Genomic DNA, 24865 nt, shown 5'->3' with positions numbered 1-24865 from the left:
CGTATTCCGGAAAGGAACCCATGCCCTCCATTGTGGACAGAAACGAGCAGCGCTACGTCGGCTACCGCGCGACGGTCGCGTTCGACGGAATGGCCGAAGTCGCGCACCGGATCGCCGCGATCATCGGCGCGCTGGCCGAACGCGGCCTCCAACCGGCCTGCGCCCCGTTCCTGCGCTACCGCGTGCTCGGCACGGACATGCAGACCGTCACCGTCGAGGCCGGAGTGCCCGTCGCCGAACCCATCGACCTCGGCGCCGACTACTTCAACGCCGCCCTCCCCGCCGGGAAGTACGCACAGGCCACCCACCACGGCTCGCCGGACGGCCTCTTCGCCGCGACCGCCGACCTGCTCGCCTGGGGCGAAAAGGAGGAGGTGCGCTGGGACCGCACGGTCGAGGCCGACGGCGAGCACTGGGCCGCCCGGCTCGAGATCTACCGCACCAACCCGCAGGTGGAGCCGGACCCGGCGAACTGGGACACCGACCTCTGCTTCCGGCTCGCCGACTGACCCCGCTGGCTGGCTCGGGAACCGGGTGGTCCTCGGCAGGCATCCTGGTTCGCCGACCGGCCTGCCTGCTTCTCGGTATCACGTCCCGGGCTGCAGCGGGCTAAGGCTCGCTGGCTGCTGGTGACTCGGGGTCACGCGCCCGGGTCGCTGACGGGCTCGGGCGCGCTGCGTGATCCGGCAGCGACCGTGGGGCCGGGCAGCCAGCTCGCCGGCCGTCTGCGGCTCGGGATTTCGGGCGGCAGACGGATTCCGGGCCGTTGGCTGATCCGCTGGTGGCCCGGGATGAAGGGCGCCGGGTCGTCCGATGCGCTCAGTCTTGCCGACCGGCCCGCCTATAGTCCGGGGACCAGGCCCTGACCACCGGAACACCAGAGGCGCCGACCGGCCGCCAGCGGACGGGGCCAGGGGCGGCACGGGAATCAGCGGTCCGGGAAAAGGCCCGAGCCGCCAACTGCCCGGCCTCGCTGGCTCCTCCGTGCTCGCCGACTCATCCGTTGGTGGCCCGGAAATCCCGGGCCACCAACGCACTCAAGCTCGCCGACCGACCCGCCATCCGTCCGGGATCACGCGCCCCGGGCGACCAAAGCGCCTACGAGACAACCGAATCCGGCCACCGACAGCACCGTCCGCGCCGTGTTCCAGCGGACCCACGGCTTCTCGAACCGGGCGCGCAGCTCGGCGACGCTGGCTGTGCCCTTGTCGAGGGCGTTGTTCATCGGCACGTTGACCGCGCCGGTGATCACCAGCATCGCCACCAGCAGCACCGCGCCCGCGACGAGCCACGGCAAACCGCCCTGTGCACCGCTCGTCAAGTGCAGGACGACCGCCGCGATCGAGAGCAGCGGCGCGCCCAGGAACGACAGCATGAACCAGCCGTTGACGATGGCGACGTTCATCTCGCGCATCGCGGTCACGAACGTGTGGTCGTCGGCGCGGGCGAGGCCCGGCATCACCGACACCGTCCACGCGTAGAACAACCCCGCGATCAGCCCCGCCGCGACCACCGCCGCCACGAGCACCACCTCGGAAACGATCACCGTCACCCTGCCTCCCGTCCAATCCCCCAACACACCCCAGTCAACCCGCAGACCGCGAGACGATCCATCGGTTATCCGCTCGGAACCATGCGCGATCGTCTCAACAGGAGACCGTCATGCAGCACACTCTTCCCCACGGCGTCACGCTCGGCGCCGAGCATTTCGGCGACCCGGCCGCGCCGCTCGTCCTGCTGGCCGGCGGCACCACGATGCTGTCCTGGCCGGACGCCCTCTGCGAGGCCCTCGCCCGGGGCGGACGGCACGTCGTCCGCTACGACCTCCGCGACGCCGGCACCTCGACCGCCCTCGACCCGGACGCCCCGGCCTACACCCTGCGCGACCTCGCCGCCGACGCCGCCGCGCTCGCCCGCGAACTCGACGACCGGCCCGCGCACCTGGCCGGAACCGGGGTCAGCGGGATGGTCGCCCAAGTCGCCGCGCTCGACCATCCGGACGCGTTCTCCGCCCTCACCCTCTACGGAACGCGGCCCGTCGCGCCGGGTCCGGTCGACCCGGATCTGCCCGACCACGACGCCGAATCAATGCGGAAACTGTTCTCCCGGCCGATGCCCGACTGGTCGGACCGTGCCGCCGTCGCCGAGCACGCCGCCGCTGGTGCCGTAGTCCTCGGCAACGATCCCGATGCGGCGCGGGCCTTGGCCGCCCGGGTTTTCGATCGGGCGGCGAGCACCGAGCCGGCCGTGCAGATGGCCAACCAGCTGGGCATGGTGTTCTCCAAGCTCGACTGCACGCCGCGCTGGCGCGAACGGCTGCCGGAGATCGCGATTCCCGCCGTCGTGGTGCACGGGCGGCGCGACGTGTTCTTCCCGGTCGGCAACGGAGAAGCCCTCGCCCGTGAGATCCCCGGCGCGCGACTGCTCGTCCTGGACGACGCCGCGAGTGCGATTCCGGACGCCGCTGCCGGGGCGATCGCCGCGGCGATGCTGGCGGTCTGAGCGGGTCGGGCTGGAGATCATGCCCTCCGGGTCGCCAAAGCACCCACGAGACACCCGAACCCGGCCACCGACGCCACCGTCCGCACGGTGTTCCACAGCACCCACGGCTGCTCGAACCGAGCGCGCAGGGCGGCGAGATCGGCACCCTGCGCGGCGAGCGCGTCGTTCATCGGCACGTTGACCGCGCCGGTGATCACCAGCATCGCCACCAGCAGCACCGCGCCCGCGATCAGCCACGGCAGCCCTTCGCGCGCCCGGCTGATGAAACAGAGAACCACCGCGAGCAGCGGCGCGCCCAGGAACGACAGGAGGAACCAGCCGTTCAGGATCGCGACATTGATCTCGCGCATCGCGGTCACGAACGTGTGGTCGTCAGCGTGGGCGAGGCCCGGCATCACCGAGACCGCGTACGCGTAGAACAAGCCCGCGATCAGTCCTGCCGCGACCACCGCCGCCACCAGAACCGCCTTCGCTGCCGCCATTGTCGTCCTGCCTTCCGTCCGTCGGGAACGGAACTCAGTGAACCCACTCCGGCCTGGACGATCCATCGGCTATCCACTCGAAGGCATGCGTTGCCGTCTCACCGAATGCGGCCTGTTCCGCTTGCCCTGGCGCTAGTCTCGGCCTGGTGGACCCGCTCACCGCGTTGCTCGAAGGCCCCCGCGCGCACGGCGCGTTCCTGCTCCGGTCGGTGCTGCGCCCGCCGTGGTCGCTGCGGATCGAGGACGAAGCGCCGCTCACTGTCCTCGCGGTCGTGCGCGGCGAAGCCTGGCTCGGGCCGGCGGCGGACGCGGCGGTGCGGCTCGGAGCCGGCGACGTCGCCGTCCTCCGCGGGCCCGACCCGTACCTGGTCGCCGACGACCCGGCCACCCCGCCGCAGGCGGTGATCCAGCCCGGCCAGGTCTGCGTCACCCCCGACGGCGGGCACCTCGCCGACCTGACCGACCTCGGCGTCCGCACCTGGGGATCCGCGCTCGACGGTCCGACCGTGCTGCTCACCGGCACCTATCCGACCGTCGGCGAGGTCTCGCGCAGGCTGCTCGCCGCGCTGCCGCCGGTCGTCACCGCCGAGACCGCGGACGACCCGCTGGTCGCCCTGCTCGCCGCCGAGATCGACCGCGACACCCCCGGCCAGGAAGCGGTCCTCGACCGGCTGCTGGACCTGCTGCTCGTCCGGGTCCTGCGGGAATGGCTCGACCGCCCGGCCGCGCCCTCCTGGTACCGCGCGCACAGCGACCCGGTGGCCGGACACGCCTTGCGCCTGCTGCAAGACCAGCCCGAGCAGCCGTGGACCGTCGCCGGCCTCGCGAGCGCGACCGGCGTTTCCCGCGCCGCCCTGGCCAGGCGGTTCACCGACGCGGTCGGCGAGCCGCCGATGACGTACCTCGCCACCTGGCGGCTCTCCCTCGCCGCCGACCTCCTGCGGCAGCAGCCGGACGCGACGCTCACCGCGATCGCCCGGCAGGTCGGGTACCGCAGCCCCTTCACGCTGAGCGCCGCGTTCAAGCGGGAGTACGGGCGCAGCCCGCAGCACTACCGCCTGCGCGAACCTGCCTGAGCAACGCCCGGGGCTGTACGCGCGGGCCAGACCGGCCACCGCCTGCACGAAACGGCGCGGGAATCCTTCCGCCCCAAGCAAATCCCGGGCAGCTCAGTCCTCCTCGCCGAACATCGTCGCGAACAGGTGCCGCACCTTTTCCGCCGCGCCGTCGGACAGGAACAGCTCCATGTTGTCCGCCGACATCCGCGCCGCCGGCTCCGCGCGGTCGAACATCGCCTGCTCGAACTTCCGCACGTCGCCGCCCTCGGCCAGGTTCAGGGCGAGCTCGGCGCCGTCGCGCATCGCGAGGTTCGCGCCCTGTCCGGCGAACGGCGACATCAGGTGCGCCGCGTCGCCGATCAGCGTCACGCCCGGCACCGGGTCCCACCGCAGCCCGACCGGCAGCGCGGTCAGCGGATACACCTGCACCGGCCCGGACGTCGCGTCCAGCAACGCCAGGAACTCCGCCGGCCATCCCGCGTACAGGTCCTTCAGCGCGACGCGGGCGCGGTCCGGGTCGTCGAACGGGATCCCCGACGTCTCCGCCCAGCCCTCGTCGCCGCGCAGGCTCAGGTGGACCCGGATCGTGCCGTCTCCGTTGCGCTGCGCGGAAAGCGTCCGCTGGTCCCCAAGCGAGGAGAAACTGCCGCGCCCGACGAGCGCCGACTCCGCCGGGTGCGCCCGGTCCGCGTCGTGGATGACCAGCTCCATCCCGTACGCGCCGCAGTGCGCCGGTTCCGCATCGGTCAGCAGAGGGCGGATTCGCGACCGGGCGCCGTCCGCGCCGATCAGGAAATCGCACTCCAGGGTCTCGCCGCCGGAGAGATGGACCCGGTGCCGTCCGTCGCCGAGCGGTTCGGCGCCGGTCACCGCGTGTCCCCAGTGGACGGTGCCCTCGGGGAGCGCGTCGAGCAGCAGTTTCCGCAGCGCCGGCCGGTCGGCCTCGGGACGGCCCCAGCGCGCCTCGCCGTCCTCCGGCGTGATCTCTTGGCGCAGCAGGGTTCCCGCCGAGTCGTAGAGGACCATGTCCTGGCCCTCCGGACGGGCGATCCCGCGGTAACCCGCCTCCAGACCGGCCTCGCGCAGCGCCCACTGCCCCTCGTCCACCGTCAGGTCCAGCGTGCCGCCCTGCACCCGCGCGCCCGGCCCGGCGTCGCGTTCGCAGACCACGGCGTCGATGCCGTGCACCCGCAGCACCCGCGCGCAGGTGAGCCCGCCGAGTCCGCCCCCGGCAATGACGATTCGCATGATGACTTCCCCTCGATACACCGTATTGACGAAATACACTGTATCGGAAGCGTCCCGGTACTGTCATCCGGGAAAGGGGCGAGCATGGACGAACTGGTGTGGGAACGGCCTGAACCGCCGGCGCGCGCGACGCCGGCGCCGTTGAGCCGCGCCCGCATCGTCGAGACCGCCTGTGCTCTCGCCGACGAAGGCGGGCTGGAAGCGGTGTCGCTGCGCAAAGTCGCGGCCGCGCTCGGCTCCGGGCCGATGCGGCTGTACGGCTACCTCGACACCAAAGAGGAACTGCTCGACCTGATGACCGACGCCGTCTACGGCGAGATTCCCTTGCCGGATCCCGAAACCGAGGGGCCGGCCGCCCTCCGCGCGCTCGCGCACGGCTGCCGCGCGGCCGTCCAGCGGCACGAGTGGTTCGCGGACCTGATCGGCGGACGGCCCGGGCTCGGCCCGAACGCGCTCGCGTACCTGGAGGCGTCGCTCGCTGCCGCGGCCGGTCCCGGCCCGATCGAGGACGCCATGATCACCGTGTTCACCGTGCACGCGTACGTGACCGGCGCCGTCCGCAGCGAGATCCGGGAGCGGCGGCTCATCACCGACACCGGCGTCGACGAGCAGACCTGGCAGCGCGCCGCGGGACCGTACCTGCAGCGGATGTTCGACACCGGCCGCTACCCCACCCTGCTGCGCACCGCCCGCGACGCCGTCCACCCGGACTCCGACGCCGTCTTCGCCGCCGGCCTCGACCGGGTGCTCTCCGGCCTGTCCCTCGCCTAGTTACCGCTTAAGCGGCAAGATAGGCGCATGGACACCGCCGCGCTGGGCCCGACGACCCGCGTCATGCACGCGATGGAACGGCTCTGGGCCGAGATCCGGCGGCGGCACGCGGACGTCCCCGAAGCGATCCTCGTGCTGGCCTCCGGAACGATGGGCACCGCCACCGAGATCCACGGCCACTTCGCGCGGTCCCGCTGGCACGTCGGCGAAGGCGTCGAACCGCGCGCGGAGTTCTTCCTCGGCGCGGAAGGCCTCCGGCGCGGCCCGGCCGAGATCCTGTCCACCACGCTGCACGAGGCCGCGCACGGACTCGCCGCCACCCGCGACATCGTCGACGTCAGCGACGGCCGCTACCACAACAAACGGTTCGCCGCGCTCGCCGCCGAACTCGGCCTGCGCGCCGAACAGGCCGACCGGATCGGCTGGTCCGCCACCACCGCGCTCCCCCGGACTCTCGATGCGTACCAAGGGGAACTCGCCCGGCTCGAAGACGCGCTGACCGTGTGGCGGCACACCGAACAGGAGGTCGCGCGCCGCGCCGTCGCCGCTCCCCCGGGCGACCCCGGCGACCCCGGCGACCCGGAAGCGCCGGACGAGACGGGCGAACCGGTCCCGCCGGTGGTGATCGCCCCGGTCGACGGCCGCGGCGCGCACCGCGGCGGGCCCAACTACGTCGCCGCGATCTGCCGGTGCGAACCGCCGCGCCGGATCCGTGCCGCCCGCTCGATCCTGGAGCTGGGGCCGATCACCTGCACGCTCTGCACCGAACCGTTCATCGAAGCCTGACCGCTGAAGCGGTCACCCGAGCCAGCCGCGATGCAGCGCCGGAGCGAGTTCGTGCGCGGCCGAATCGCGGATGGCGTTCTCGTCGTGGAGATAGCCTTCCGTGGTCGACAGCGCCGAGTGCCCGAGGTCGCGCTGCACCTGGCGCGGCGGGACCCCTCGCTCGATCGCGTGCGTCGCGTAGGAATGGCGCGCCGAATGCGGGTGGATGGTGTCGCACAACGCCTGCAGGTGCGTCGCGACGAACCGGGCCTCGGCGGTGTCGAGGACCTCCCGCAGTCGCGCGGTCTTGGGTTCCTGGCAGAACGTCGCGCACAGCCGGCGCAGCAACGCGGTCACGTGCGAAACGTGCACGCGCGCGCCGGTGCCGGTGACGAACAGCGCCTCCGCCCGGTTCGCGCCGACCTGCCCGCGCAGCGCCGGGACCTGCGGCGTGACCCGGTCCGCCAGATAGGCGTCGAGGGCGTCCGCGACCGGTGCGGCGAGCGCGACCTCGCGGTCCTTGGATCCCTTGCCGTGCACGCGAAGCACGCCGATGCCGCCAGCCGTCGGACGCCGGTAGTCCTTCAGGTCGACGCCGACGAGTTCCTCCGCGCGCACGCCGGTGCCGATCAGGATTTCGACCATCGCCCGGTCGCGCGGGCCGTTGCGGCTGTGCCCGGCCAGCAGCCACGCCGCGAGCAGCAACGCCCGGCACGCGTCGAACGACCAGCGCGCGGTCTGCGACGGGACGCCGGACGGCCGGTTGAGATGCTGGGCGCGCCGGTCCACCAGCGCCGCCGGATTGTGCCCGGCCAAGCCTTCCCGCAGCAGGTACTTGCGGTAGAACGCGGACACCGCCGACAGCATCCGGCCGCGCGTCGAATCGCGGTATCCGGCTCGCGCCAGCTCGTCCAGCCACTGCTCGACGTGCTCCACCCGGACGTCGGCGAACGACGTGAACCCGTTGCGCAGGCACCACGGCAGCCACGCGAGCGCGTCCGGATCGGTGCGCCGGGCACGGCCGCGGCGGCGTCCCGGGTCCGGCGGCTGGTAGCCGGGCACCCAGTCGAGCGGGATGCCGAGATCGGTCGCGTACGCGACGCGGGTGTTGAGCGACGCGTAGACGCGCAGGAACTCCCCGAACCGCTCCCGCGCGTCCTTGCCCGCTTCCCCGGCATCGGTGAGCGCGAGGGTCATGCGCGCCCGCCCGGATACAGCGCGGCGACACCGGCGAGCACGAGGTCGATCCCGGCGAGGAACTGCTCGCGGTCGTCGTGCTCGCTCATCTGGCCCGCCATCGCGCGCGTCGTCTCGTACTCGACGGGGTCCAGCGCCTCCCACGCTTCCGCGGTGGCGGCGAGGAATTCGGCCCGGTCCGCGTCCGGCTCGGTGACCTGGCTGTTCGCCGCGTTCTGCCCGGCCGCGCCCAGGACGTAGTGCATCAGCACCGAGGCCGCGGTGAACCAGTGCTGTTCCGGGACGCCGAGCGCGCGGACCCGGCGGCCGAAGCTTTCGAGGATCCGCGGCGTCACCGGACCGCCGGGGCTGCGCGACAGCTGGAGCAGCAGCTGCGCGGCGAGCCACGGATGCGCGTCGATCGCGGAGAACAGCCCGAGCGCGACCGCGTGCACCTCCTCCCGCGGCGACCCCGCCGGCTCCGCGGCCAGCGCGTCGGCCACCACCGCGTCGGTCGCGGCGACGAGCAGCTCGCCCTTGTTCGCGACGTGCCAGTAGATCGCCCCGGGCCCGGTGGCCAGGCGTTCGGTGAGCACGCGGAACGTCAGGCCGCTCTCGCCCGCCGCGTCCAGCAGTTCCACCGCCGCCTCGACGATGCGTTCCCGGGAAAGCGCCTCCGTGCGCCGCTGTGCCCGGCGCGTCCGCGTTGCCATGCGCCCATCTTGACACATCTGGAGCGCCGTTCCACTATGGAATGGCGTACCAGACCTCTTCCGAAGGAGTTTTGTCATGACCACACACGTCACGATCGTCGGCGGCGGGCTCGGCGGTCTCACCCTCGCCCGCGTCCTGCACGTCCACGGAATCCCGGCCGCGGTCTACGAGGCCGAGCCCTCCCCGACGTCCCGCGCGCAGGGCGGCCTGCTCGACATCCACGACTACAACGGCCAGCTCGCCGTCGAGGCCGCCGGCCTGACCGACGAATTCCGCAGCCTGATCCTCGAAGGGAGACAAGAGATCCGGCTGCTGAGCCGCGACGGGACTGTGCTGTTCAAACAACCCGACGACGGCACCGGCGGCCGCCCCGAAGTCCACCGCGGCGAGCTGCGGCAGCTGCTGATCGACTCGCTGCCGGAGGGCACTGTCCACTGGGGACACAAGGTCGCCGGGGTGCGCGCGGTCGCCGGGGGCTACGAGGTCGCGTTCGCCGACGGGAGCACGGTCACCACGGACCTGCTGGTCGGCGCGGACGGGGCCTGGTCGAAAGTCCGGCCTCTGCTGTCGGAGGCGACGCCGGAGTACCGCGGCACGGCGTCCGTCGAGACCTTCCTCTACGACTCCGACCGCCGGTTCCCCGCCACCGCCGAAGCGGTCGGCGGCGGGATGCTGCTGGCGCTCGCGCCGGGTCACGGCATCACCGCGCACCGCGAGCGGGACGGAATCCTGCACGCCTACGTCGGGCTGGCCCGGCCGCTGGAGTGGTTCGACAGCATCGATTTCGCCGACACCACGGCCACGACCGCCCGGATCGCGGCGGAGTTCGAGGACTGGTCGACGGCGTTGACCGCGCTGATCACCGAAAGCGACACCGCGCCCGCCTTCCGGCCGCACTACGGCCTGCCGATCGGGCACCGGTGGGAGCGCGTGCCGGGCGTAACCCTGATCGGCGACGCCGCGCACCTCTCCCCGCCGAACGGCGAAGGCGCGAACCTCGCCATGCTCGACGGGGCCGAACTCGGGATCGCGCTCGCCGCGCATCCGGACGACACGGAGGCCGCGCTCGCCGAATACGAGCAGGCGATGTTCCCGCGCGGCGCGGAAACCGCGGCGGACGGCGCGCACATGCAACAGCAGATGTTCGGCCCCGACGCGCCGCACGGCTTGCTCGCCGATTTCGTCGCCGGGACCTAGGACCAGGGTAGTTGTCCGTGAGGGGAACCTTCACAGACCCTGATTCCTTCAGGGTTCCCCTCACGGACCTTCGGCGGGCTAGGGGCACGCGCCGGACAGGATCCGGCAGTGCAGTGCCACTAGTCGCGCGCCGGGATCGACGCCCAGTTCGTTGCGGAGGCGGCGGCTCAGCCCGGCGTAGCGGCGGAGCGCGTCCGCCTGGCGGCCGTGCCGGCACAGCACCGTCATCAGCTGCGCCGCGATCCGTTCGTCCAGCGGATGCTCGGCGGCGTAATGGTTCAGCGGCCCGAGCAGCTCCGAGGACCGGCCTTCCCGCAGGCAGATGTCGAACAGGTCCAGTTCCGCGCCGAGCCGTTCGGCGGCGAACCTGCAGCGCAGATCGGCCAGCCACGCGGCGTCGACGTCGACGAACGGGACGCCGCGGCACAACGACAACGCCGTTTCGTACGCCAGTTTCGCGCGCCGCCGGTCGCCGCCGGGCTGGCGGGCACGTGACACCAGCGCGCGGAAGCGGCACAGGTCGACGTCGTCATCGTCGGCGATCAGCACGTATCCGCGGTGCCCGCGCGTCAGGATCAGCCGATCGCTGCACTGGAACACCGCGCGGAGCCGGGAAACGTAGCTGTAGAGCGCGTTGTGCACGCGCGGCGGCGGGGAGCCGTTCCAGACCCGGCTGATCAGCTCGCCGGTCGAGATCTGCACGTTCGGCTCGACCAGAAGCGCCGCCAGGAGCCGGCGCTGGCGCGGCGGGCCCAGCGCGAGAACCCTTCCGCCGACCCGTATTTCGACCTCTCCGAGCACCCTGACCTCGGTGGCGCACACGGAACCTCCCTGGGTTGCTTTCCGGGATACCAGCCCCGCCGCGATGGGTTCAAGGTCGCGGCAAGGTTTCGACAAGGCGCCCCGGCCACGATGGGCGGCGGCCCGGGCGGCGACGCTCCACGCCGAGAACGCGCCCGGTGCGCCGGAACGGGAATCCCGCCCCTCGAACGGGAATCGGGAGGTGAAAGCCCATGCTGTACCTCCACTGACCCGGCAGGGCGCGCCGTGACCGGGGCCGGCCGCGACGCGCCCGCTCCGACCCGGCCGCCGGATGTGCGTCGCCGACGGGGAACTGGGCGGCCAGCGCGTCCGCCGCGGCGACACGGGGATCGTCCTGCTGGCGGTAAATTGCCGGAACGGGGCTGATTCCGATCAGGGGGGCGACATGCTGGACGTGCGGCTGTTCGACATCGACCGGGCGAGCGACACGGACTGGGACGAGCTGCACGAACTGCAGTTTTCGGCCTATCAGGCGGATTCCCCGGAACGTCCGGCCTTCACGCGGCAGGAGACGATCTCCACCCTGCGCGCGCCGCAGGTCCAGGCCGGCGAGCAGCTGGTGTGGACCGCGCACCGGGACGGCCGGCTCGTCGCCAGGGCGATCGTGAACCTGCCCGGCGACGGGAACGAGCGGGTCGCCGCCGTGCGGATCCACGTGCATCCGCGAGTGCGCCGGCAGGGCATCGGCACCGAGCTGCTGCACGCGCTGGAACCGAAGCTGCGGGAGCGCGGCCGGACCCTCGTGGAGGGATGGAACCTCACGCTCGGCGGTCCCGGCGAGAGCTGGGCGCTCGGGCTCGGATTCCGGATCGTGCACACCGCGATCCTGCAGATCATGCGGCTGGACGAGGTCGACCGGCGGCGGTGGGACGCCCCCGTGCCCGGCGGATACCGGCTGGTGCGCTGGATCGGCGCCGCCCCGGACGACCTCGTCGAGGAGTACGCGAAAGCCCGCGGTGCGATCGCCGACGCGCCGCTCGGCGAGTCCGGGCTGGCCGAGCCGCAGTGGTCGGCCGACCGGGTCCGCCGGATCGAAGCCGCTTGCCGCGAGCGGGACATCGAGCACCGGGCCGTCGTGGCGGTCGGACCCGGGGGCGCAGTCGCGGGCCTGACGGTGATGGAGGCGCGGCCGCTGATGCCGGAAAGGCTGCAGCAGGGCGACACCGCGGTGCTCGCCGGACATCGCGGGCACGGGCTGGGGCTGGCGATGAAGTCCGAGATGCTCCGGTGGTTCACCGCGGACCGGCCCGGCGCGGAACAGGTCTGGACCGCGACCGGGGCGGGCAACACGCACATGATCGAGGTGAACCACCGGCTGGGATTCGCCACCGTGCGGACGGGCAGCGTGGTCAACCGGGAGCTGTGACGTCTTCGGTTGACGACAACAGCTGAACGGGGCTAGCCCCGCGCGACCTCAGCGGTGTGCGCGGGGGTGTAGCGCTCGCCCGTCACCTGGTCGTTCAGCGGGTCCAGCGCGGCCAGCGCTTCGGCGTCCAGGGTCAGCTCCAGCGCGGCCGCGTTCTGCTCCAGCCGGGCCGGGCTGCGGGTGCCCGGAATGGCCGCCACCGCCACCCCGAGCCGCTCGGCCTGCGCATACACCCAGGCCAGCGCCACCTGGGCCGGGGTCGCGCCCAGCCGGTCGGCCACCTCGCGCACGGTCTGCGCGATCTTCTCGTTGGCCTCCCCCGCCTCGCCGGAGAAGCGGGGGTTGGTGCGCCGGAAGTCCTTCTCGCCCAGCGCGGACCGGTCCAGGGCGCCGGTCAGGAACCCGCGCCCCAGCGGCGAGTACGGCACCAGCCCGACTCCCAGCTCGGCCATCACCGGGGTGACCGCCTCGACGTCGCGGGTCCACAGCGAATACTCGCTCTGCACCGCGGTGATCGGGTGCACCGCGTGCGCCCGGCGCAGCAGCTCGCCGTCGACCTCGGACAGGCCCAGATGACGGACCTTACCCGCCTCCACCAGCTCCGCCATCGCCCCGACGGTCTCCTCGATCTCCACGTCCTGCGGCGGGCGGTGCGCGTAGTACAGGTCGATCACGTCGACGCCCAGCCGCAGCAGCGAGGCGTCGCAGGAGCGCAGCACGAAGTCCCGGGCGCCGCGGATCCGGCGGGCCCGATCGCCGCCACTGCGGTCGATGCCGAACTTGGTGGCCACCTGCACCTGGTCGCGGCGGCCGTGGACGGCCCGGCCGACCAGCACCTCGTTGTGCCCGGTGCCGTAGGCGTCGGCGGTGTCCAGGAACGTGACGCCCAGTTCCAGCGCCCGGCCGATGGTGGCGAGGCCGCCGTCCCAGTCGGCGGCGCCGTAGCTCTCGCTCATCCCCATGCACCCCAGGCCCATCGTGCTGGCGGCGAGACCGGGCGAGCCGAGCGTGGTTCGGGTGATCATGCGCGGATGCTCCTCCTGCCCGGCGGTCCGGGCGGTACCTCGAAAACTGGCGAACGGCTCCGACGCTAGGGCGTGGAGCGCGCTCCAGGTCAAGCCAGAGGACCGGTCCGCCGTCTCGCGCGGAACTATATGAATAATCTCAGTTATCCATATAGTTCTATCTGTACCGCAGGTTGTCATCAGTTTCAGTTAGTTATCTGATACCTCAAGTTCCAGTATTGAATCTCTAACTGTAGAGTGGTGCTCACCTGCGGAAAGGGGCATTGATGGAGACCGACGGGCCGCCGATCCGGCGCGGGAGCCGGGAGGAGCGGCGGGAGGCGACCGTGCGCGCGCTGGCCGCCGGGGACGAGGCGGGGTGCGCCTACTGCGGACGGCCGCTGCCGCCCATCCCCCGGCAGGGCGGGCGGCCGACGCCGTACTGCCCGGCCGATCCGGAGCGGTACGGGAAGTGGGGCGCGAAGGTCGTCACGTGCGCGATGCTCGACGAGCAGCGCGAGATCTGGGTGACCGTCTACGGCCCGGACCAGCCGATGACCCTGCTCGACACCCAGGCGCTCGACGAGCAGCTCGGTTCGGCGCTCTCGGCGTTGGACCCGCTGCACGCGGAGCTGGCCGCGCTGCGCACGCACGTCACCGACCAGACCGCGGCGGCCCTCGCCGCTCGGGCGGAGGCCGAGTCCGCGCGCGACGAGGCGGTGGAGCAGGCTCGGGCGGCGAACGCGGAGCGAGCACAGGCGGTGCACGCCGCCGAGGAAGCGCGGGCGGCTGAGGTCGAGGCACGCCAGCAGTCCGAAGTGGACCGGAAGGAACGCGACGCGGCGCTCGCGAACGCCGTTGCGGCAAGAAAAGCGCAGGAAGCCGCGCTGGCGGTCCGCGATGAGGCCGAGAACAACCGGCAGCGGGCGCTCGAACAGGCAGCGGCGGCGCACGACCGGGTCACGGCGTTGCAGCGCGAGATCTCGGCGTTGCGCGCGACGGCGGTGGAGGACCTGGAACAGGCTCGCCGTGACGCCGCGGAAGCGCAGCAGGAACTCCGGACGTCGCTGACCGCGGAGCACGAGAGCCGGATGCGCGACCAGGAACGACGGTTGCGCGAGCAGGCAGCGGAGGCGGACGAGCGGGTGCGGGGCGTCCAGGCGGCGGCCGATCAGCGCGTCGCCGAATCCGCCGCGCAATTGAGCCAGGCGACGAAGGGGTACGCCGAGACGCTCGCGCCGTTGCACGCTGAGTTGGGAGAACTGCGTGCTCGCGTCGGGGCGCAGCAGGCGGAGCTGGACGAGTTGCACCGGCTTCGCGAAGCGGAGAAGGCGGCGGAGAAGCAGGAGGAACCAGCGGAAGACGCTGGATAGCCGGGTGCCGCTGCACGACGCAAGCAGGCCGTGCAGCGGCCGCCACGCCTAGCCGGGTTGTGGTTGAATGACCTCAGCCGCCGGGTCTTCCCGGCGAACCGCCTGCGGTGCTCTTCGGAGCCCGCGTCGGAGCGCTCCCTCTGGTGAGCATCTGCACGATCCCGGCCTCGTCAGGCCGTCCCCGAAATCACGCGGCACTGTCCGCGAGTCCCGTCATGCCCGAGAAACGGAGTGGAACCATGCCCACCGAACGCATCACCGACGGCAGCGAACGAGCACTGCTGGAGAACACGCTCGACCGCAACCGAGAAGCACTGGTCGAGACGTTGCGCGGACTGTCCGAAGAGGACGCTCGACGGCGGCTCGTCGCGTCGCTGTCGACGCCTATCTCGGTGGTCAAGCACGCCGCCGCGGCGGAACGGATCTGGTTCCAGCGGTTCTGGGCGGGGCTCGAGGAGTCCGAATGCGACGGGTACTCGAAGCGGGACGTCGGCACCTTCGCCGTCACCGACGAGGAAACCGTCGACGACGTGATCGCCGAGTACGAGCGCGCCAGCCAGCGGTCCCGGGAGATCGCGGCCCGCTTCAGCCTCGACGACACCAAGGACTTCCCCGGCGAGGGCACCGTCAGCATGCGCTGGACGCTGCTCGCGATGATCCAGGAATTCGCCCGGCACGCGGGGCACGGCGACATCCTGCGCGAGCAGATCGATCAGCCGCTGTCCTGACCGGCGGACTTCGGCGGCACCGCGCGCGGAGCACTGGGGGTCGCGCGCGGCACCACCGGGTTCAGTGATGCTTGGCCAGGAACGGCAGGAGCGCGTCGGCCATCTCGTCGGGGACCTCCTCGGCGAGGTCGTGCCCGGCGTCGAAAACGCGGCCGGTGACGTCGTCGGCCATGATCCGCATCTGCGATTCGGCGCGGTCGCCGATGAAGGCGGAGCCGCCGAGCGCCAGGACGGGGATATCGAGTTTCCGTTGCGCGGCTTGCCGGTTCTGCTCCGCGTCGACGAGCATCGACCGGTAGATCGCGAGCATCGCGCGGATGCCGCCGGGCATGGAGTAGCAGCGGACGTACTCCTCGATCGCGTCGGGCGTGGCGCTGTCGGGACGGCTGCGTTCGAACTTGATCATGTAGGTGATCAGCTCGCGTTCGTGGCCGGCGATCAGCATTTCCGGGACGTCCGGCTGGAAGTAGAAGCCCAGATGCCACAGGTGCATGCCGCTGGCGACGTTTTCGGCGGTGAGCGCGGTGTGGTCCTCGAAGCCGAAGCCGGGGAACAGCGCTTCGGCGAACACCAGCGCGGTCACGCGCTCGCGGTGGCGGGCGGCGAGCTGGTAGCCGATGACCGCGCCCCAGTCCTCCCCCACGACGGCGTAGTTCTCGTGTCCAAGGCTGGCCATCAGGCCGGCGACGTCGTCGCTCATCGTCGCGGAGTCGTATCCGCCGGCAGGGCGGGCGGAATCGCCGAGTCCGCGCAGGTCCGGGACGACGACGGTGTAATGCGGCGTCAGCTTCGGGACGAGATACCGCCAGTGGTAGCCGGTTTTGGGCACGCCGTGCAGCAGTGCCACCGCGGGGCCGGAACCCGCGGTCCGGTAGTGCAGGCTCGTTCCGTTGACCGTGGCGCGGCCGGTGCGGACCGGCGTTCCGTCGTGGTCGAGCATCATGGTTATCCCTCTTTCTTGAACGTACGATCCAGATTGACGGCAGGAAAAACTCAGTCGAGGGCGGCCAGCGCCACCTCCGCGAGCGGTTCGAGGGCGCGGACGTCCGGGGTGATCTTCGCGGTGACCAGCAGTCCGTTGAGGAAGGTGACCAGGAAGGCGGCCAGCGTCCGCGGATCGTGCCGCGCCGCGATGTCGCCGCGCTCCGCCGCGACGCGCAGCACCTCGGCGATGGCGTCGCGGCTGGCGTCCTGCATGTCCTGGACGGTGCGGCGGGTGGCCGGATCCCCCGGCAGGCGTTCGCAGACGGCGTTGACCGCCAGGCAGCCCCGGCCGTCGTCCGCCACGGCGAGCCGGATCCGCTCGACCAGCAGCGTCCGGATCGCCGAACGGGCGTCGGTGCCGTTCTTCAGGCCTTCCAGGGCGGTCGCCGCGAGGGTGGCCCGGTAGTGCTCCAGCGCGGCCCGGTACAGGCCGTCTTTGTCGCCGAACGCGGCATACAGGGAGCCCTGCCCGATCCCGAGGTGCTGGGTCAGATCGCGCACCGAGGTCGCCTCGTAGCCGCGCGACCAGAACAGCTCCATCGCCCGGCTCACGGCCGCTTCGGTGTCGAACTCGCGTGTCCTGACCATGACCACACCCTACCCGCTTTCTGGATCGAGCGTTCAAGAACGTGGGTAGTACTGGCAGGGCCAGCTACGCCCTTGGTGATCTTGGGGGCGAAAGGCAGACTCGGGGCATGGGCGAGAACGACTTGGGCGAGTTCCTGCGGGCCCGCCGCGCGGGGCTCACGCCGGACGAAATCGGTCTGCCGGCCGAGTTCGGCTCCGGCCGCCGGGTCGCCGGACTGCGGCGCGGCGAGGTCGCGCAGCTGGCCGGGGTGAGCACGGAGTACTACACGCGGCTGGAACAAGGCCGTGCCCGGCAGCCGTCGGAGCAGGTGCTGCACGCCCTCTGCGACGCGCTGCGGTTCGACGACATCGAGCGGCGGCATCTGTTCGCCCTCGCGGGCGGCGCCGCCGGACGCCAGGACCGGACGGATCACCCGGTCCGGCTGCGGCCGGCGCTGCGTCAGGTGCTGGACTCGATGGAGCTGGCGTCCGCGTTCGTCAGCGACCGGAACCTGACGGTCGTCGGCGGGAACGCGTTGTGGGCGTTGCTGTTTCCCGGGGTGGCCGAGCTGCCGCGCCAGGAACGCAGCATGGCGCGCTGGACGCTGCTGGATCCGCGGGCCCGTCTGGTGTGGTGCGACTGGGAACGCGTCGCGCGCGATTACGTGCACGGGTTGCGGCTGGCAGCGGCCGCCCAGCCGCGCAATCAGCGAATCGCCAACCTGATCGGCGAGCTGATGATGCGGTCGCCGGAGTTCCCGGCGTGGTGGTCGGAACACCGCGTGCGGGAACGCAGCACCGGCCTCAAACGGCTCCGGCATCCGGTCGCCGGCGATCTGGAGCTGCAGTACGAAATCTTCACCTCGGTCGCCGACCCCGGCCAGTCGCTCGTGGTCTACACCGCGCAGTCCGGCTCGCCGTCCGAGGACCGGCTGCGGCTGCTGGCCAGCTGGGGCAGCGAACCCGCCCGGTCCTGACCTCCGCCCGAACCGGCCCCGCCGCGGCGCGGGGCCATGCCGTCGTGCCCGCGCACGCGGCCTCTTCCATGAAAGGAACATCGCAGTGAGCAAGACATTCCTGATCACCGGCGTCAGCACCGGCCTCGGCCTGGCCATCGCCCGGCGCGCGCTGGCGGCCGGGCACCGGGTCGCCGGCACCGTGCGCACCCAAGAGCACGCGGCCGCCTTCCGGGCGCTGGACCCCGACCGCGCCCACGCCTACCTCCTCGACCTCTCCGACGCGGACCGGATCGACCCGGCAGTGCGGGAGGTCGAGGAGGAACTGGGGCCGATCGACGTGCTCGTCGCCAACGCCGGCTACGGGCTCGAAGGCACCTTCGAAGAGTCGTCGATGACCGATCTGCGCCGCCAGTTCGAGGTCAACGTCTTCGGCACCGTCGCGACCGTCAAGGCGGTCCTGCCCGGCATGCGGGAACGGCGCGACGGCCAGATCTTCGTCATCACGTCGATGGGCGGGCACACCACCTTCCCCGGGCTGGCGTTCTACGAGGGCAGCAAACACGCGCTCGAAGGGATCACCGACACGCTTGCCCAGGAGGTCGGCCAGTTCGGCGTGCGGGTCACCGCGGTGGCACCGGGCGCGTTCAAAACCGACTGGGCGGGCCGGTCGCTGGTCCGCGCGCCGCGCAGCATCGCCGACTACGACGAACTGTTCGACCCGATCCGGACCCGTCGCCAGAAGCTCGCGGGCCAGGGCATCGGCGACCCCGATCGCGCGGGCGACGCGATCCTGAGCCTGCTGGACGAGGAGAACCCGCCGGTGCATCTCCTGCTCGGCTCGGACGCGCTCCGCCTGGTGACCGCAGGACGCCAGCGCGTCCAGGACGACTTCGACGCGTGGGAAAAGCTCACCCTCTCCACCGACTCCACCGAAGGCGGAGTGACCGTCGCGTGACGCTGGGGGCCGCCGATCTCCTGGGGGTTCGGCGGCCCCGTCACCCGAGCCAGGCGGCGAAGTCCAGCAGGCCCGGGTGTTCCTTCCGCAGGGCCGGGATGTCCGGGCGCCAGCCGCCGTTGTTGGCGAAGTCGTAGCCGGCCAGGGCGTCGGGGTCGGTCAGCGCTTCGCGCGGGATCGGGCGGTAGGCGACCGGACGGCGCAGCGCCCGCTCCATGGCCTGGGCGATCTGCGGCATGGTCAGCTCGTCGCCGGCCAGTTCGATCGTCCGTCCGGCGTACTCGGCCGGGCGGGTGAAGGCCAGCGTGGCGAACGCGCCGATGTCGGCGGCCGCGACCAGCTGGACCGGGGATTCCGGGAGGAAGACGTCGGTCAGCACGCCGTCGCGGACGCCCATCCGCGGGTGGAGCTGGTTCTCCATGAACCGGACCGGCCGCAGCGCGGTCACCGGGAGGCCGAGGTCGCGGGCGTAACGCTCCAAAGTGGACTTGGTTTGCCAGCGCGTGATGCCGTGCGGGGCGTCCGCCGAGCCGACTGAGGCGTACACGAAGGTCCGGACACCGGCTTCCGCGGCGGCGTCGGCGACGTTGCGGCCGTAGCGGAGTTCGTCGTCGAGGGTGAAGCCGGGCGGGGTGCCGGGATAGCCGAGGGTCGGCTGGACGCTGAAGACGCCGTCGGCCCCTTTGACGGCCACGTCGAGCGAGCTGAGGTCGCCCAGGTCGCCGCGGACGAGTTCGGCTCCGGCGGCGGCGAGTGCTTGTGCGGCGGGGGTTTCCGGGTCTCGGACCAGCGCGCGGACGCGTTGTCCGGCGGCCAGCAGTCCCCGGGCGGTCGCGCCGCCTTGGGTGCCGGTGGCTCCGGTGACGAGGATGGTGGGCATTTTTTCCTCCGGTGGATGGGGTTTCAGCTGGTGAGCAAGTGGTGTGCGCGGCCGAAGGCGAGGTCGTCCACGAGGCGGCGTTGCCACGGGCGCTGGACGACGGCGTGCGTGAGCCGCCGGGCGGCGCGGTTGAGGCCGAGCAGTTCTTGGTAGACGAGATGCTGCCCGTCGCCTGCGACCGCGCCGGAGCGGAAGTGGGTGTCGGCGAAGACGGTGCCGCTGGTCCACGCGTCGCCGGTGCCGGTGAGGATCAGCACCTCGTTGCCCGGGCTCGGCGTGCCGGGCGGCGTAGTCCCGCAGCCGGGAGCCCACGAAACCTCCTAATCGGGGACCGTCCCCGTTTTCCGTCGGCTACGATACGGGGACAATCCCCGATTAGGCAACCAGGAGGCCGCGATGCGGGCCGACGCCCAGCGCAACTACGACCGGCTGGTGGCGGCCGCGCGAAGCGCCTTCGCCGAGCAGGGGGCCGACGCGGCGCTGGACGACATCGCGCAGCGCGCCGGGGTCGGGAACGCCACGCTGTACCGCCACTTCCCCACCCGGCAGGCGCTGCTGGAGGCGGTCTTCCGCGACCACATCGACGCGTTGTGCCACCGAGCCGGCGAGCTGACTGCGGCACCGTCGCCGGGTGCGGCGTTGAAGGAGTGGCTGGGCGAGGTCATCGCGTACGGCAGCGCGGAGCGGGGGCTCGCGGCGGCGCTGGGCGAGGACGGCTCGTCCTGCCGGGCGGCGGTATTCGAGGCGGCGCAAGGACTGCTGACCCGCGCGCAGGAGGCCGGCGAGGTCCGTCGGGAGGTCTCGGTCGGGCAGGTGTTCAAGCTGGTCAACGCCGTCGCGCTGGTCACCGAGACCGAACCGGACCCGGCTGGGCAGGCGGCCGGGTTGCTCGACCTGGTCTTTCACGGCCTGGCCGCGTAGGCGCTACAGCCAGCCGCTCGTCTCGGCGACCCGGACCGCTTCCGCGCGGGTGCGGGCCTGCGTTTTCCCGATCGCCGACGACAGGTGGTTCCGCACGGTGCCCGCCGACAGGCCGAGTGCCGTCGCCATGTCCGCGACCGTTCCGCCTTCCGCGGCGGCGCGCAGGACGTCCGCCTCGCGGTCGGTGAGCGGGCTCGCGCCGCTGGCCAGCGATTCCGCGGCGAGCGCCGGGTCCACGAACCGCAGCCCGGCGTGGACCCGGCGGATCGCGTTGATCAGCTGTTCCGGCCGCGAATCCTTCACCACGAAGCCCGCCGCGCCCGCGGACATCGCACGGGACAGGTAGCCGGGGCGGCTGAAGGTGGTGCAGATCAGCACGCGGCAGTCCGGCAGCGCGCGGCGCAGTTCGGCGGTGACGGAGAGCCCGTCGCGGCCGGGCATCTGGACGTCGACGAGCGCGATGTCCGGCGTGGTCCGTTGCGCGGCAGGCACCACTTCGGTGCCCGAGCCGACCTCGGCGACCACTTCGATGTCGGACTCCATCCGCAGCAGGGAGGCCAGCGCGCCGCGCACGAGCGCCTGGTCGTCGGCCAGCAGGACCCGGATCACGCCGCACCTCCGGTCGCCGGTCCGCGTGCGAGGACCCGGAACCCGCCTTGGGGGCCGCGGCCGTGTTCGAGCGAGCCGGACACCACGGCCATCCGTTCGGCCAGGCCGGTGAGGCCGTGCCCGGGGACGACATCGGCCGGGACAGTGCCGTCGTCGGCGATCTCCAGCCAGTCGCGGCCGACGCGGATACTGCAGCGCTGGGCGTCGGAGTGGCGGAGCACGTTGGTCACAGCTTCCCTTACCACGTAACCGAAAACGCCTTGGAGTTCGGGAGCCACACCGTCGGCCGCGGCGGGCAGTTCGGCTTGGACGCCGGCGGCGCGCAGGGCCACTTTCGCGCCGGCGACCTCGGTCGCGAGCGACACGGTGCGGTAGTCGGAGACGGTGGCGCGGACGTCGGAAAGGGCTTCCCGGCACAGTCCTTCCAGGTCCCGGATCTCGGCGAGTGCCGGGGCGGCGTCGTCCGACGATTCCAGGATCCGCCGTGCCAGGCCGAGTTTCAGGGTCATCGTGGAGAGGCTGTGGCCGAGGACGTCGTGCAGGTCCCGGGCGACGCGCTGCCGTTCCTGGTCGACCGCCATCCGCCGGACCTGCTCGCGGGCGAGCTTGAGGTGGCCGATGGTGAACATCAGGGCGTAGACGACGCCGAGGATCGCGGTGACCGCGACGAGCGTGAGGACCACGCCCCACCCGACGCGGCCGTCCTTGACGGCCATCCACGCGATCTGGGCGGCGGCCGTGCCGAAACCGAGCAGCAGGGAAAACCGCAGCGGCAACAGCATGAGCCCGATCGCGATGGCGTAGGTGAGATCGGTCAGGTACACCGGCGAGCCCAGGATCAGCGCGGGCAGCGCGCCGAGCACGAACATCACCGCCACCATCGCGATCCGCCGACGGCGCAGCGCGACCGGGCCGAACCACAGCACGAGCAGGTACGCGAGGGCGTAGCAGCAGAGGAAGCCGACGGCGAGCCCGGTGCGCACCGCGCCGTTCCGGCCGTCCGACAGGTCGATGACCCAGGCCGCGAGGAAGCCCATCATCAGGCCGTTGACCAGCACGGACCGGACGCGGCCGCGGTGCAGTTCGGAGGCGCCGCGGAGCGGGTCCGTCCAAAAGCTCCAGTCCGGCCACTGCCGGATCGAGAAGCGGTCCGGATCGGTTTCGCGCACGTCGATCATGGTACGACCGCCTCGCCGATGATCACCCATGACAAACGGCACGGGCGGTCCCGGCGAGGCGATGCTGGACTGGCCGCATGTTGCACGCGAAGAAAACCGGCCTGGCGAGCAAGCGCTACGAGATCACCCGCGACGGGCAGCCGCTCACCGTGGTCGAAGCCCGGTCCGGCGGGAAGTTCCAGCTGGACGGCGCCGGGTATCGGCTCGGCACCCGGCAGTTGCTGGCCGCCGACGGATCAGTGATCGCGAGCGCGCACCGGCCAGGCCGACGGGAGTGGAGCGTCGAGAGCGGCGGCGAGGTGCTTCGCTTCCGCCGGACCGGCCGCCGGGACCACGCGCGGGTCGACGAGGCCGGGAACACGATCGGCACCCTCAGCGCCCGCGTCGCCGACTTGCCCGGTGTCGCACCGGAACTGCAGGTGTTCGCGCTCGCGCTGCTGGTGATGCGGGCGCGCCGCCGACGCGTCGTGGTCGTCGTCGGCAGTTGAGCGGGGACTACCCTTGGCGGGTTCGCCCGCCTTCGCTGGAGAGACCTTGCCCGACCGCCACACCCTGACCGCCGACTGCACGAGCTGTTTCGCACTGTGCTGCGTCGCGCTCACTTTCACCAGATCCGCTGATTTCGCCATCGACAAGCGCGCTGGCGACCCGTGCCCGAACCTGCGGCCGGACGATCTCTGCGGGATCCACGACCGGTTGCGCCCCAAGGGTTTCGCGGGCTGCACCGGGTACGACTGCTTCGGCGCCGGACAGCAGGTGTCGCAGGTGACCTTCGCCGGCCGGAGCTGGCGCGACGCCCCGGAAACCCGCGATCGGATGTTCGCCGCACTGCCGGTGATGCGGCACCTGCACGAGCTGCTCTGGTACCTCACCGAGGCGCGCTCGCTGGCCGCGACCCGCGAGATCCACGCCGAGCTGGACGCCGCGATCGCCGACCTCGAACAGGCGACGGCGGGAGACGCGGACGCGGTGCTGGCGATCGACGTCGACGCCCGGCGGGCCCAGGCGAACCCGCTGCTGACGCGCACGAGCGAACTCGTCCGCGCCGGAGCCGGCCGGAAGAAGGACCGCCGCGGCGCCGACCTCATGGGCGCGAAGCTCGCCGGGGCGGACCTGCGTGCCGCGAACCTGCGCGGCGCGTACCTGATCGCGGCCGACCTCCGGGGCGCGGACCTGCGCCGGGCAGACCTGATCGGCGCGGATCTGCGCGACGCCGACGTCCGCGGAGCCGACTTCACCGACAGCATTTTCCTTACCCAGTCCCAGGTGAACGCCGCCCGCGGCGACCACGCGACCAAGCTGCCGCAGCGGCTGGCCCGGCCCTCGCACTGGTAAGTCAGCTCAGCGCGGCCGGGTGGACCCGACGACCACCCCGCCGAGCCGGGCGATCCAGGCGCCGCACACACAACGGAGATAGTCGGCGCGGCTGCCCGCCGACGCGGGCACGACAGCGGAGGCGGGCAGGTCGGCTAGCGGCCAGCCGCAGCGAGGACAGCGGTTTTCTTCCATGTCCGCCATCGTGCGGTAATGGTTCAGTGCAGTTCAACCCTTACCGATTTCGCTCGGCGGAGCGGGACATTTCACCGTGCCTCGATACGGTCGGCGTGGCGGTCATTGGCCGAGCGCCACGCCTTCACCATGAGCTCGCCGCCATGGCCTTCGCTCTCTTCGATGACCAGTTCGCTGCCGGGCCAGGCACGGTGCAGCATCCAGGGGAAGACCGCCGGTCCGCTGACGTCGCGCCGGCCGTGGACGAGGGTGGCCGGGATGCCGTGCAGGCGGTCCATTCGCCGCAGGATCGGCGGATTCAGGAACCCGTCGTTGGCCCAGTAGTGCGTGACGAGCGTGGCGAAAACCTGCCGGACCTCGTCGCTCCAGTCGGCACTGGAATGGACCTGGCCGGTGCCGATCGAGACGTGGTGGTCTTCCCAGTCCATCCATGCCCGGGACGCCGCGTCCCGAGCCTTGGGGTCGGTCATCAAACGGGCGTATGCCTCGACGACACGGCCTTCGTGCCGACGATAACCTATGCCCGCCTGCTCGGCATGCGTCGCGAGGCTGTCCCACGCTTCGGGGTAAACCGCGCCGACTGTCTCGGTGATCCAGTCCACCTGAAACCGGTCAGTAGTGGTGACTGCCATGAGAACGATGCCCAGCACCCTTGCCGGATGTTCCTGGGCGTAGGCGAGGGCGAGCGTCGAGCCCCACGACACGCCGTTGAGCAGCCACTCGCCGACGTGAAGGTGCTCCCTGACCCGTTCGAGGTCAGCGATCAGGTCGGCCGTGGTGTTGTCTTCCAGCCGGTAGCCCGCCGCCGTGACGAGCGGCCTGGACCGTCCGCAGCCTCGCTGGTCCAGACCGATGATGCGGAACCGCTCCGGATCGAGTTTGTTCCGGTATGAGCCGCTGCCGAGCCCGGCGCCCGGTCCCCCGTGTATGTGCACGGCGGGGATCCCGTCGGGGTTTCCCGATTCCTCCCAGTAGATCTCGTGCCCTCCGCCAACCGGGAGAAGCCCGGAGGACCGCACCTCCACGTTATCGATCATGAACGCCGACAGTAGCCGAAACGGCCGGACCAGCGAAGCGAAAAACGAACGCACCTCGTC

At 71.8% G+C, this 24865-nt stretch carries 29 protein-coding genes; 14 read left to right on the top strand and 15 right to left on the bottom strand.

Annotated elements, in window-relative coordinates:
* The first annotated feature begins 20 nt into the window (after positions 1-20).
* Positions 21-509: a GyrI-like domain-containing protein gene (locus ACFSVL_RS33315; protein ID WP_378309902.1), complete on the top strand. Its 489-nt coding sequence runs from the start codon at positions 21-23 to the stop codon at positions 507-509.
* A gap of 563 nt (positions 510-1072) precedes the next feature.
* Here the strand turns inward: ACFSVL_RS33315 and ACFSVL_RS33310 are convergent.
* Positions 1073-1552, bottom strand: coding sequence for an anthrone oxygenase family protein (locus tag ACFSVL_RS33310; RefSeq protein WP_378309900.1), 480 nt, complete (start codon positions 1550-1552; stop codon positions 1073-1075).
* A 110-nt stretch (positions 1553-1662) separates the two neighbouring features.
* On the opposite strand from ACFSVL_RS33310, the gene ACFSVL_RS33305 reads away from it, so the two are divergent.
* Positions 1663-2502: an alpha/beta fold hydrolase gene (locus ACFSVL_RS33305; RefSeq protein ID WP_378309898.1), complete on the top strand. Its 840-nt coding sequence runs from the start codon at positions 1663-1665 to the stop codon at positions 2500-2502.
* A 17-nt stretch (positions 2503-2519) separates the two neighbouring features.
* Here ACFSVL_RS33305 and ACFSVL_RS33300 read toward each other — a convergent pair whose 3' ends face one another.
* Positions 2520-2984, bottom strand: a complete 465-nt coding sequence (locus ACFSVL_RS33300) for an anthrone oxygenase family protein (protein WP_378309896.1) — start codon at positions 2982-2984, stop codon at positions 2520-2522.
* Between the two features lie 146 nt (positions 2985-3130).
* Here ACFSVL_RS33300 and ACFSVL_RS33295 point away from each other — a divergent pair, with 146 nt between their 5' ends.
* Complete coding sequence (locus ACFSVL_RS33295; RefSeq protein ID WP_378309894.1) at positions 3131-4060, top strand: AraC family transcriptional regulator; 930 nt, start codon at positions 3131-3133, stop codon at positions 4058-4060.
* A 93-nt stretch (positions 4061-4153) separates the two neighbouring features.
* On the opposite strand, the gene ACFSVL_RS33290 is transcribed toward ACFSVL_RS33295, so the two are convergent.
* On the bottom strand, positions 4154-5290 hold the full coding sequence (locus ACFSVL_RS33290; protein ID WP_378309892.1) for an FAD-dependent oxidoreductase: 1137 nt from the start codon (positions 5288-5290) through the stop codon (positions 4154-4156).
* An 84-nt stretch (positions 5291-5374) separates the two neighbouring features.
* Between ACFSVL_RS33290 and ACFSVL_RS33285 the strand changes: the two genes are divergently transcribed.
* Positions 5375-6061: a TetR/AcrR family transcriptional regulator gene (locus ACFSVL_RS33285; protein ID WP_378309890.1), complete on the top strand. Its 687-nt coding sequence runs from the start codon at positions 5375-5377 to the stop codon at positions 6059-6061.
* A gap of 27 nt (positions 6062-6088) precedes the next feature.
* Positions 6089-6847: a hypothetical protein gene (locus ACFSVL_RS33280; RefSeq protein WP_378309888.1), complete on the top strand. Its 759-nt coding sequence runs from the start codon at positions 6089-6091 to the stop codon at positions 6845-6847.
* A 12-nt stretch (positions 6848-6859) separates the two neighbouring features.
* On the opposite strand, the gene ACFSVL_RS33275 is transcribed toward ACFSVL_RS33280, so the two are convergent.
* On the bottom strand, positions 6860-8023 hold the full coding sequence (locus tag ACFSVL_RS33275; protein WP_378309886.1) for a tyrosine-type recombinase/integrase: 1164 nt from the start codon (positions 8021-8023) through the stop codon (positions 6860-6862).
* On the bottom strand, positions 8020-8715 hold the full coding sequence (locus ACFSVL_RS33270) for a TetR/AcrR family transcriptional regulator (protein WP_378309883.1): 696 nt from the start codon (positions 8713-8715) through the stop codon (positions 8020-8022). Before ACFSVL_RS33270 ends, ACFSVL_RS33275 begins: the two co-directional genes overlap by 4 nt.
* Before the next feature lie 76 nt (positions 8716-8791).
* Between ACFSVL_RS33270 and ACFSVL_RS33265 the strand changes: the two genes are divergently transcribed.
* On the top strand, positions 8792-9913 hold the full coding sequence (locus ACFSVL_RS33265; protein WP_378309881.1) for an FAD-dependent oxidoreductase: 1122 nt from the start codon (positions 8792-8794) through the stop codon (positions 9911-9913).
* Between the two features lie 78 nt (positions 9914-9991).
* On the opposite strand, the gene ACFSVL_RS33260 is transcribed toward ACFSVL_RS33265, so the two are convergent.
* The gene (locus tag ACFSVL_RS33260; RefSeq protein WP_378309879.1) at positions 9992-10735 is read right to left on the bottom strand and encodes an AfsR/SARP family transcriptional regulator; all 744 of its coding nucleotides are present in this window, start codon (positions 10733-10735) and stop codon (positions 9992-9994) included.
* Positions 10736-11120: 385 nt separating this feature from the next.
* Between ACFSVL_RS33260 and ACFSVL_RS33255 the strand changes: the two genes are divergently transcribed.
* On the top strand, positions 11121-12101 hold the full coding sequence (locus ACFSVL_RS33255; RefSeq protein WP_378309877.1) for a GNAT family N-acetyltransferase: 981 nt from the start codon (positions 11121-11123) through the stop codon (positions 12099-12101).
* 32 nt (positions 12102-12133) lie between these two features.
* Here ACFSVL_RS33255 and ACFSVL_RS33250 read toward each other — a convergent pair whose 3' ends face one another.
* Positions 12134-13126, bottom strand: coding sequence for an aldo/keto reductase (locus ACFSVL_RS33250; RefSeq protein WP_378309874.1), 993 nt, complete (start codon positions 13124-13126; stop codon positions 12134-12136).
* A gap of 266 nt (positions 13127-13392) precedes the next feature.
* On the opposite strand from ACFSVL_RS33250, the gene ACFSVL_RS33245 reads away from it, so the two are divergent.
* Both ACFSVL_RS33245 and ACFSVL_RS33240 read left to right on the top strand, forming a co-directional pair.
* Positions 13393-14478 carry a hypothetical protein gene (locus tag ACFSVL_RS33245; protein WP_378309872.1) on the top strand — a complete coding sequence of 362 codons (1086 nt, stop codon included), beginning with the start codon at positions 13393-13395 and terminating at the stop codon, positions 14476-14478.
* A 239-nt stretch (positions 14479-14717) separates the two neighbouring features.
* A complete protein-coding gene (locus ACFSVL_RS33240; protein WP_378309870.1) occupies positions 14718-15206 on the top strand; it encodes a DinB family protein in 489 nt (162 codons plus the stop codon).
* Positions 15207-15267: 61 nt separating this feature from the next.
* Here ACFSVL_RS33240 and ACFSVL_RS33235 read toward each other — a convergent pair whose 3' ends face one another.
* Both ACFSVL_RS33235 and ACFSVL_RS33230 read right to left on the bottom strand, forming a co-directional pair.
* Positions 15268-16149: an alpha/beta fold hydrolase gene (locus ACFSVL_RS33235; RefSeq protein ID WP_378309868.1), complete on the bottom strand. Its 882-nt coding sequence runs from the start codon at positions 16147-16149 to the stop codon at positions 15268-15270.
* A 50-nt stretch (positions 16150-16199) separates the two neighbouring features.
* A complete protein-coding gene (locus ACFSVL_RS33230; RefSeq protein WP_378309866.1) occupies positions 16200-16778 on the bottom strand; it encodes a TetR/AcrR family transcriptional regulator in 579 nt (192 codons plus the stop codon).
* 107 nt (positions 16779-16885) lie between these two features.
* On the opposite strand from ACFSVL_RS33230, the gene ACFSVL_RS33225 reads away from it, so the two are divergent.
* Together ACFSVL_RS33225 and ACFSVL_RS33220 are read left to right on the top strand one after the other, a co-directional pair.
* A complete protein-coding gene (locus tag ACFSVL_RS33225; RefSeq protein WP_378309864.1) occupies positions 16886-17734 on the top strand; it encodes a helix-turn-helix transcriptional regulator in 849 nt (282 codons plus the stop codon).
* A gap of 85 nt (positions 17735-17819) precedes the next feature.
* Positions 17820-18671: an oxidoreductase gene (locus ACFSVL_RS33220; protein ID WP_378309860.1), complete on the top strand. Its 852-nt coding sequence runs from the start codon at positions 17820-17822 to the stop codon at positions 18669-18671.
* 40 nt (positions 18672-18711) lie between these two features.
* On the opposite strand, the gene ACFSVL_RS33215 is transcribed toward ACFSVL_RS33220, so the two are convergent.
* Both ACFSVL_RS33215 and ACFSVL_RS33210 read right to left on the bottom strand, forming a co-directional pair.
* Positions 18712-19551 (bottom strand): NmrA/HSCARG family protein, encoded by an 840-nt coding sequence (locus tag ACFSVL_RS33215; RefSeq protein WP_378309858.1) that lies wholly within the window; start codon positions 19549-19551, stop codon positions 18712-18714.
* 23 nt (positions 19552-19574) lie between these two features.
* Positions 19575-19808, bottom strand: a complete 234-nt coding sequence (locus ACFSVL_RS33210) for a hypothetical protein (protein ID WP_378309856.1) — start codon at positions 19806-19808, stop codon at positions 19575-19577.
* A 139-nt stretch (positions 19809-19947) separates the two neighbouring features.
* On the opposite strand from ACFSVL_RS33210, the gene ACFSVL_RS33205 reads away from it, so the two are divergent.
* Complete coding sequence (locus ACFSVL_RS33205) at positions 19948-20472, top strand: TetR/AcrR family transcriptional regulator (RefSeq protein WP_378309854.1); 525 nt, start codon at positions 19948-19950, stop codon at positions 20470-20472.
* A 3-nt stretch (positions 20473-20475) separates the two neighbouring features.
* Here the strand turns inward: ACFSVL_RS33205 and ACFSVL_RS33200 are convergent, their stop codons facing one another.
* Both ACFSVL_RS33200 and ACFSVL_RS33195 read right to left on the bottom strand, forming a co-directional pair.
* Positions 20476-21081 (bottom strand): response regulator transcription factor, encoded by a 606-nt coding sequence (locus tag ACFSVL_RS33200; protein WP_378309852.1) that lies wholly within the window; start codon positions 21079-21081, stop codon positions 20476-20478.
* Positions 21078-22250 carry a sensor histidine kinase gene (locus ACFSVL_RS33195; RefSeq protein ID WP_378309850.1) on the bottom strand — a complete coding sequence of 391 codons (1173 nt, stop codon included), beginning with the start codon at positions 22248-22250 and terminating at the stop codon, positions 21078-21080. Before ACFSVL_RS33195 ends, ACFSVL_RS33200 begins: the two co-directional genes overlap by 4 nt.
* Positions 22251-22336: 86 nt before the next feature.
* Here ACFSVL_RS33195 and ACFSVL_RS33190 point away from each other — a divergent pair, with 86 nt between their 5' ends.
* Positions 22337-22747 carry a hypothetical protein gene (locus ACFSVL_RS33190; protein ID WP_378309848.1) on the top strand — a complete coding sequence of 137 codons (411 nt, stop codon included), beginning with the start codon at positions 22337-22339 and terminating at the stop codon, positions 22745-22747.
* A 46-nt stretch (positions 22748-22793) separates the two neighbouring features.
* Positions 22794-23594, top strand: coding sequence for a pentapeptide repeat-containing protein (locus ACFSVL_RS33185; RefSeq protein ID WP_378309846.1), 801 nt, complete (start codon positions 22794-22796; stop codon positions 23592-23594).
* A gap of 6 nt (positions 23595-23600) precedes the next feature.
* On the opposite strand, the gene ACFSVL_RS33180 is transcribed toward ACFSVL_RS33185, so the two are convergent.
* Together ACFSVL_RS33180 and ACFSVL_RS33175 are read right to left on the bottom strand one after the other, a co-directional pair.
* Complete coding sequence (locus ACFSVL_RS33180; protein ID WP_378309845.1) at positions 23601-23768, bottom strand: hypothetical protein; 168 nt, start codon at positions 23766-23768, stop codon at positions 23601-23603.
* A gap of 71 nt (positions 23769-23839) precedes the next feature.
* Complete coding sequence (locus ACFSVL_RS33175) at positions 23840-24805, bottom strand: alpha/beta fold hydrolase (RefSeq protein ID WP_378309843.1); 966 nt, start codon at positions 24803-24805, stop codon at positions 23840-23842.
* Between the last annotated feature and the right edge of the window lie 60 nt (positions 24806-24865).

The organism is Amycolatopsis silviterrae (assembly GCF_042684085.1).
Classification (GTDB): Bacteria; Actinomycetota; Actinomycetes; order Mycobacteriales; family Pseudonocardiaceae; genus Amycolatopsis; species Amycolatopsis silviterrae.
Note: the sequence above shows the minus strand (reverse complement) of the source record. Positions and strands in the feature narration are given on the sequence as shown.

What these genes read in the sequence shown, in the direction of transcription:
- ACFSVL_RS33250 (WP_378309874.1), bottom strand. Translation starts at nt 13,126, where the DNA reads ATGATCACCCGAACCACGCTCGGCTCGCCCGGTCTCGCCGCCAGCACG.
- ACFSVL_RS33235 (WP_378309868.1), bottom strand. Translation starts at nt 16,149, where the DNA reads ATGATGCTCGACCACGACGGAACGCCGGTCCGCACCGGCCGCGCCACG.
- ACFSVL_RS33190 (WP_378309848.1), top strand. Translation starts at nt 22,337, where the DNA reads ATGTTGCACGCGAAGAAAACCGGCCTGGCGAGCAAGCGCTACGAGATC.
- ACFSVL_RS33180 (WP_378309845.1), bottom strand. Translation starts at nt 23,768, where the DNA reads ATGGAAGAAAACCGCTGTCCTCGCTGCGGCTGGCCGCTAGCCGACCTG.
- ACFSVL_RS33275 (WP_378309886.1), bottom strand. Translation starts at nt 8,023, where the DNA reads ATGACCCTCGCGCTCACCGATGCCGGGGAAGCGGGCAAGGACGCGCGG.
- ACFSVL_RS33315 (WP_378309902.1), top strand. Translation starts at nt 21, where the DNA reads ATGCCCTCCATTGTGGACAGAAACGAGCAGCGCTACGTCGGCTACCGC.
- ACFSVL_RS33215 (WP_378309858.1), bottom strand. Translation starts at nt 19,551, where the DNA reads ATGCCCACCATCCTCGTCACCGGAGCCACCGGCACCCAAGGCGGCGCG.
- ACFSVL_RS33290 (WP_378309892.1), bottom strand. Translation starts at nt 5,290, where the DNA reads ATGCGAATCGTCATTGCCGGGGGCGGACTCGGCGGGCTCACCTGCGCG.
- ACFSVL_RS33205 (WP_378309854.1), top strand. Translation starts at nt 19,948, where the DNA reads ATGCGGGCCGACGCCCAGCGCAACTACGACCGGCTGGTGGCGGCCGCG.
- ACFSVL_RS33265 (WP_378309881.1), top strand. Translation starts at nt 8,792, where the DNA reads ATGACCACACACGTCACGATCGTCGGCGGCGGGCTCGGCGGTCTCACC.
- ACFSVL_RS33270 (WP_378309883.1), bottom strand. Translation starts at nt 8,715, where the DNA reads ATGGCAACGCGGACGCGCCGGGCACAGCGGCGCACGGAGGCGCTTTCC.
- ACFSVL_RS33230 (WP_378309866.1), bottom strand. Translation starts at nt 16,778, where the DNA reads ATGGTCAGGACACGCGAGTTCGACACCGAAGCGGCCGTGAGCCGGGCG.
- ACFSVL_RS33225 (WP_378309864.1), top strand. Translation starts at nt 16,886, where the DNA reads ATGGGCGAGAACGACTTGGGCGAGTTCCTGCGGGCCCGCCGCGCGGGG.
- ACFSVL_RS33285 (WP_378309890.1), top strand. Translation starts at nt 5,375, where the DNA reads ATGGACGAACTGGTGTGGGAACGGCCTGAACCGCCGGCGCGCGCGACG.
- ACFSVL_RS33245 (WP_378309872.1), top strand. Translation starts at nt 13,393, where the DNA reads ATGGAGACCGACGGGCCGCCGATCCGGCGCGGGAGCCGGGAGGAGCGG.
- ACFSVL_RS33255 (WP_378309877.1), top strand. Translation starts at nt 11,121, where the DNA reads ATGCTGGACGTGCGGCTGTTCGACATCGACCGGGCGAGCGACACGGAC.
- ACFSVL_RS33240 (WP_378309870.1), top strand. Translation starts at nt 14,718, where the DNA reads ATGCCCACCGAACGCATCACCGACGGCAGCGAACGAGCACTGCTGGAG.
- ACFSVL_RS33305 (WP_378309898.1), top strand. Translation starts at nt 1,663, where the DNA reads ATGCAGCACACTCTTCCCCACGGCGTCACGCTCGGCGCCGAGCATTTC.
- ACFSVL_RS33300 (WP_378309896.1), bottom strand. Translation starts at nt 2,984, where the DNA reads ATGGCGGCAGCGAAGGCGGTTCTGGTGGCGGCGGTGGTCGCGGCAGGA.
- ACFSVL_RS33175 (WP_378309843.1), bottom strand. Translation starts at nt 24,805, where the DNA reads ATGATCGATAACGTGGAGGTGCGGTCCTCCGGGCTTCTCCCGGTTGGC.
- ACFSVL_RS33280 (WP_378309888.1), top strand. Translation starts at nt 6,089, where the DNA reads ATGGACACCGCCGCGCTGGGCCCGACGACCCGCGTCATGCACGCGATG.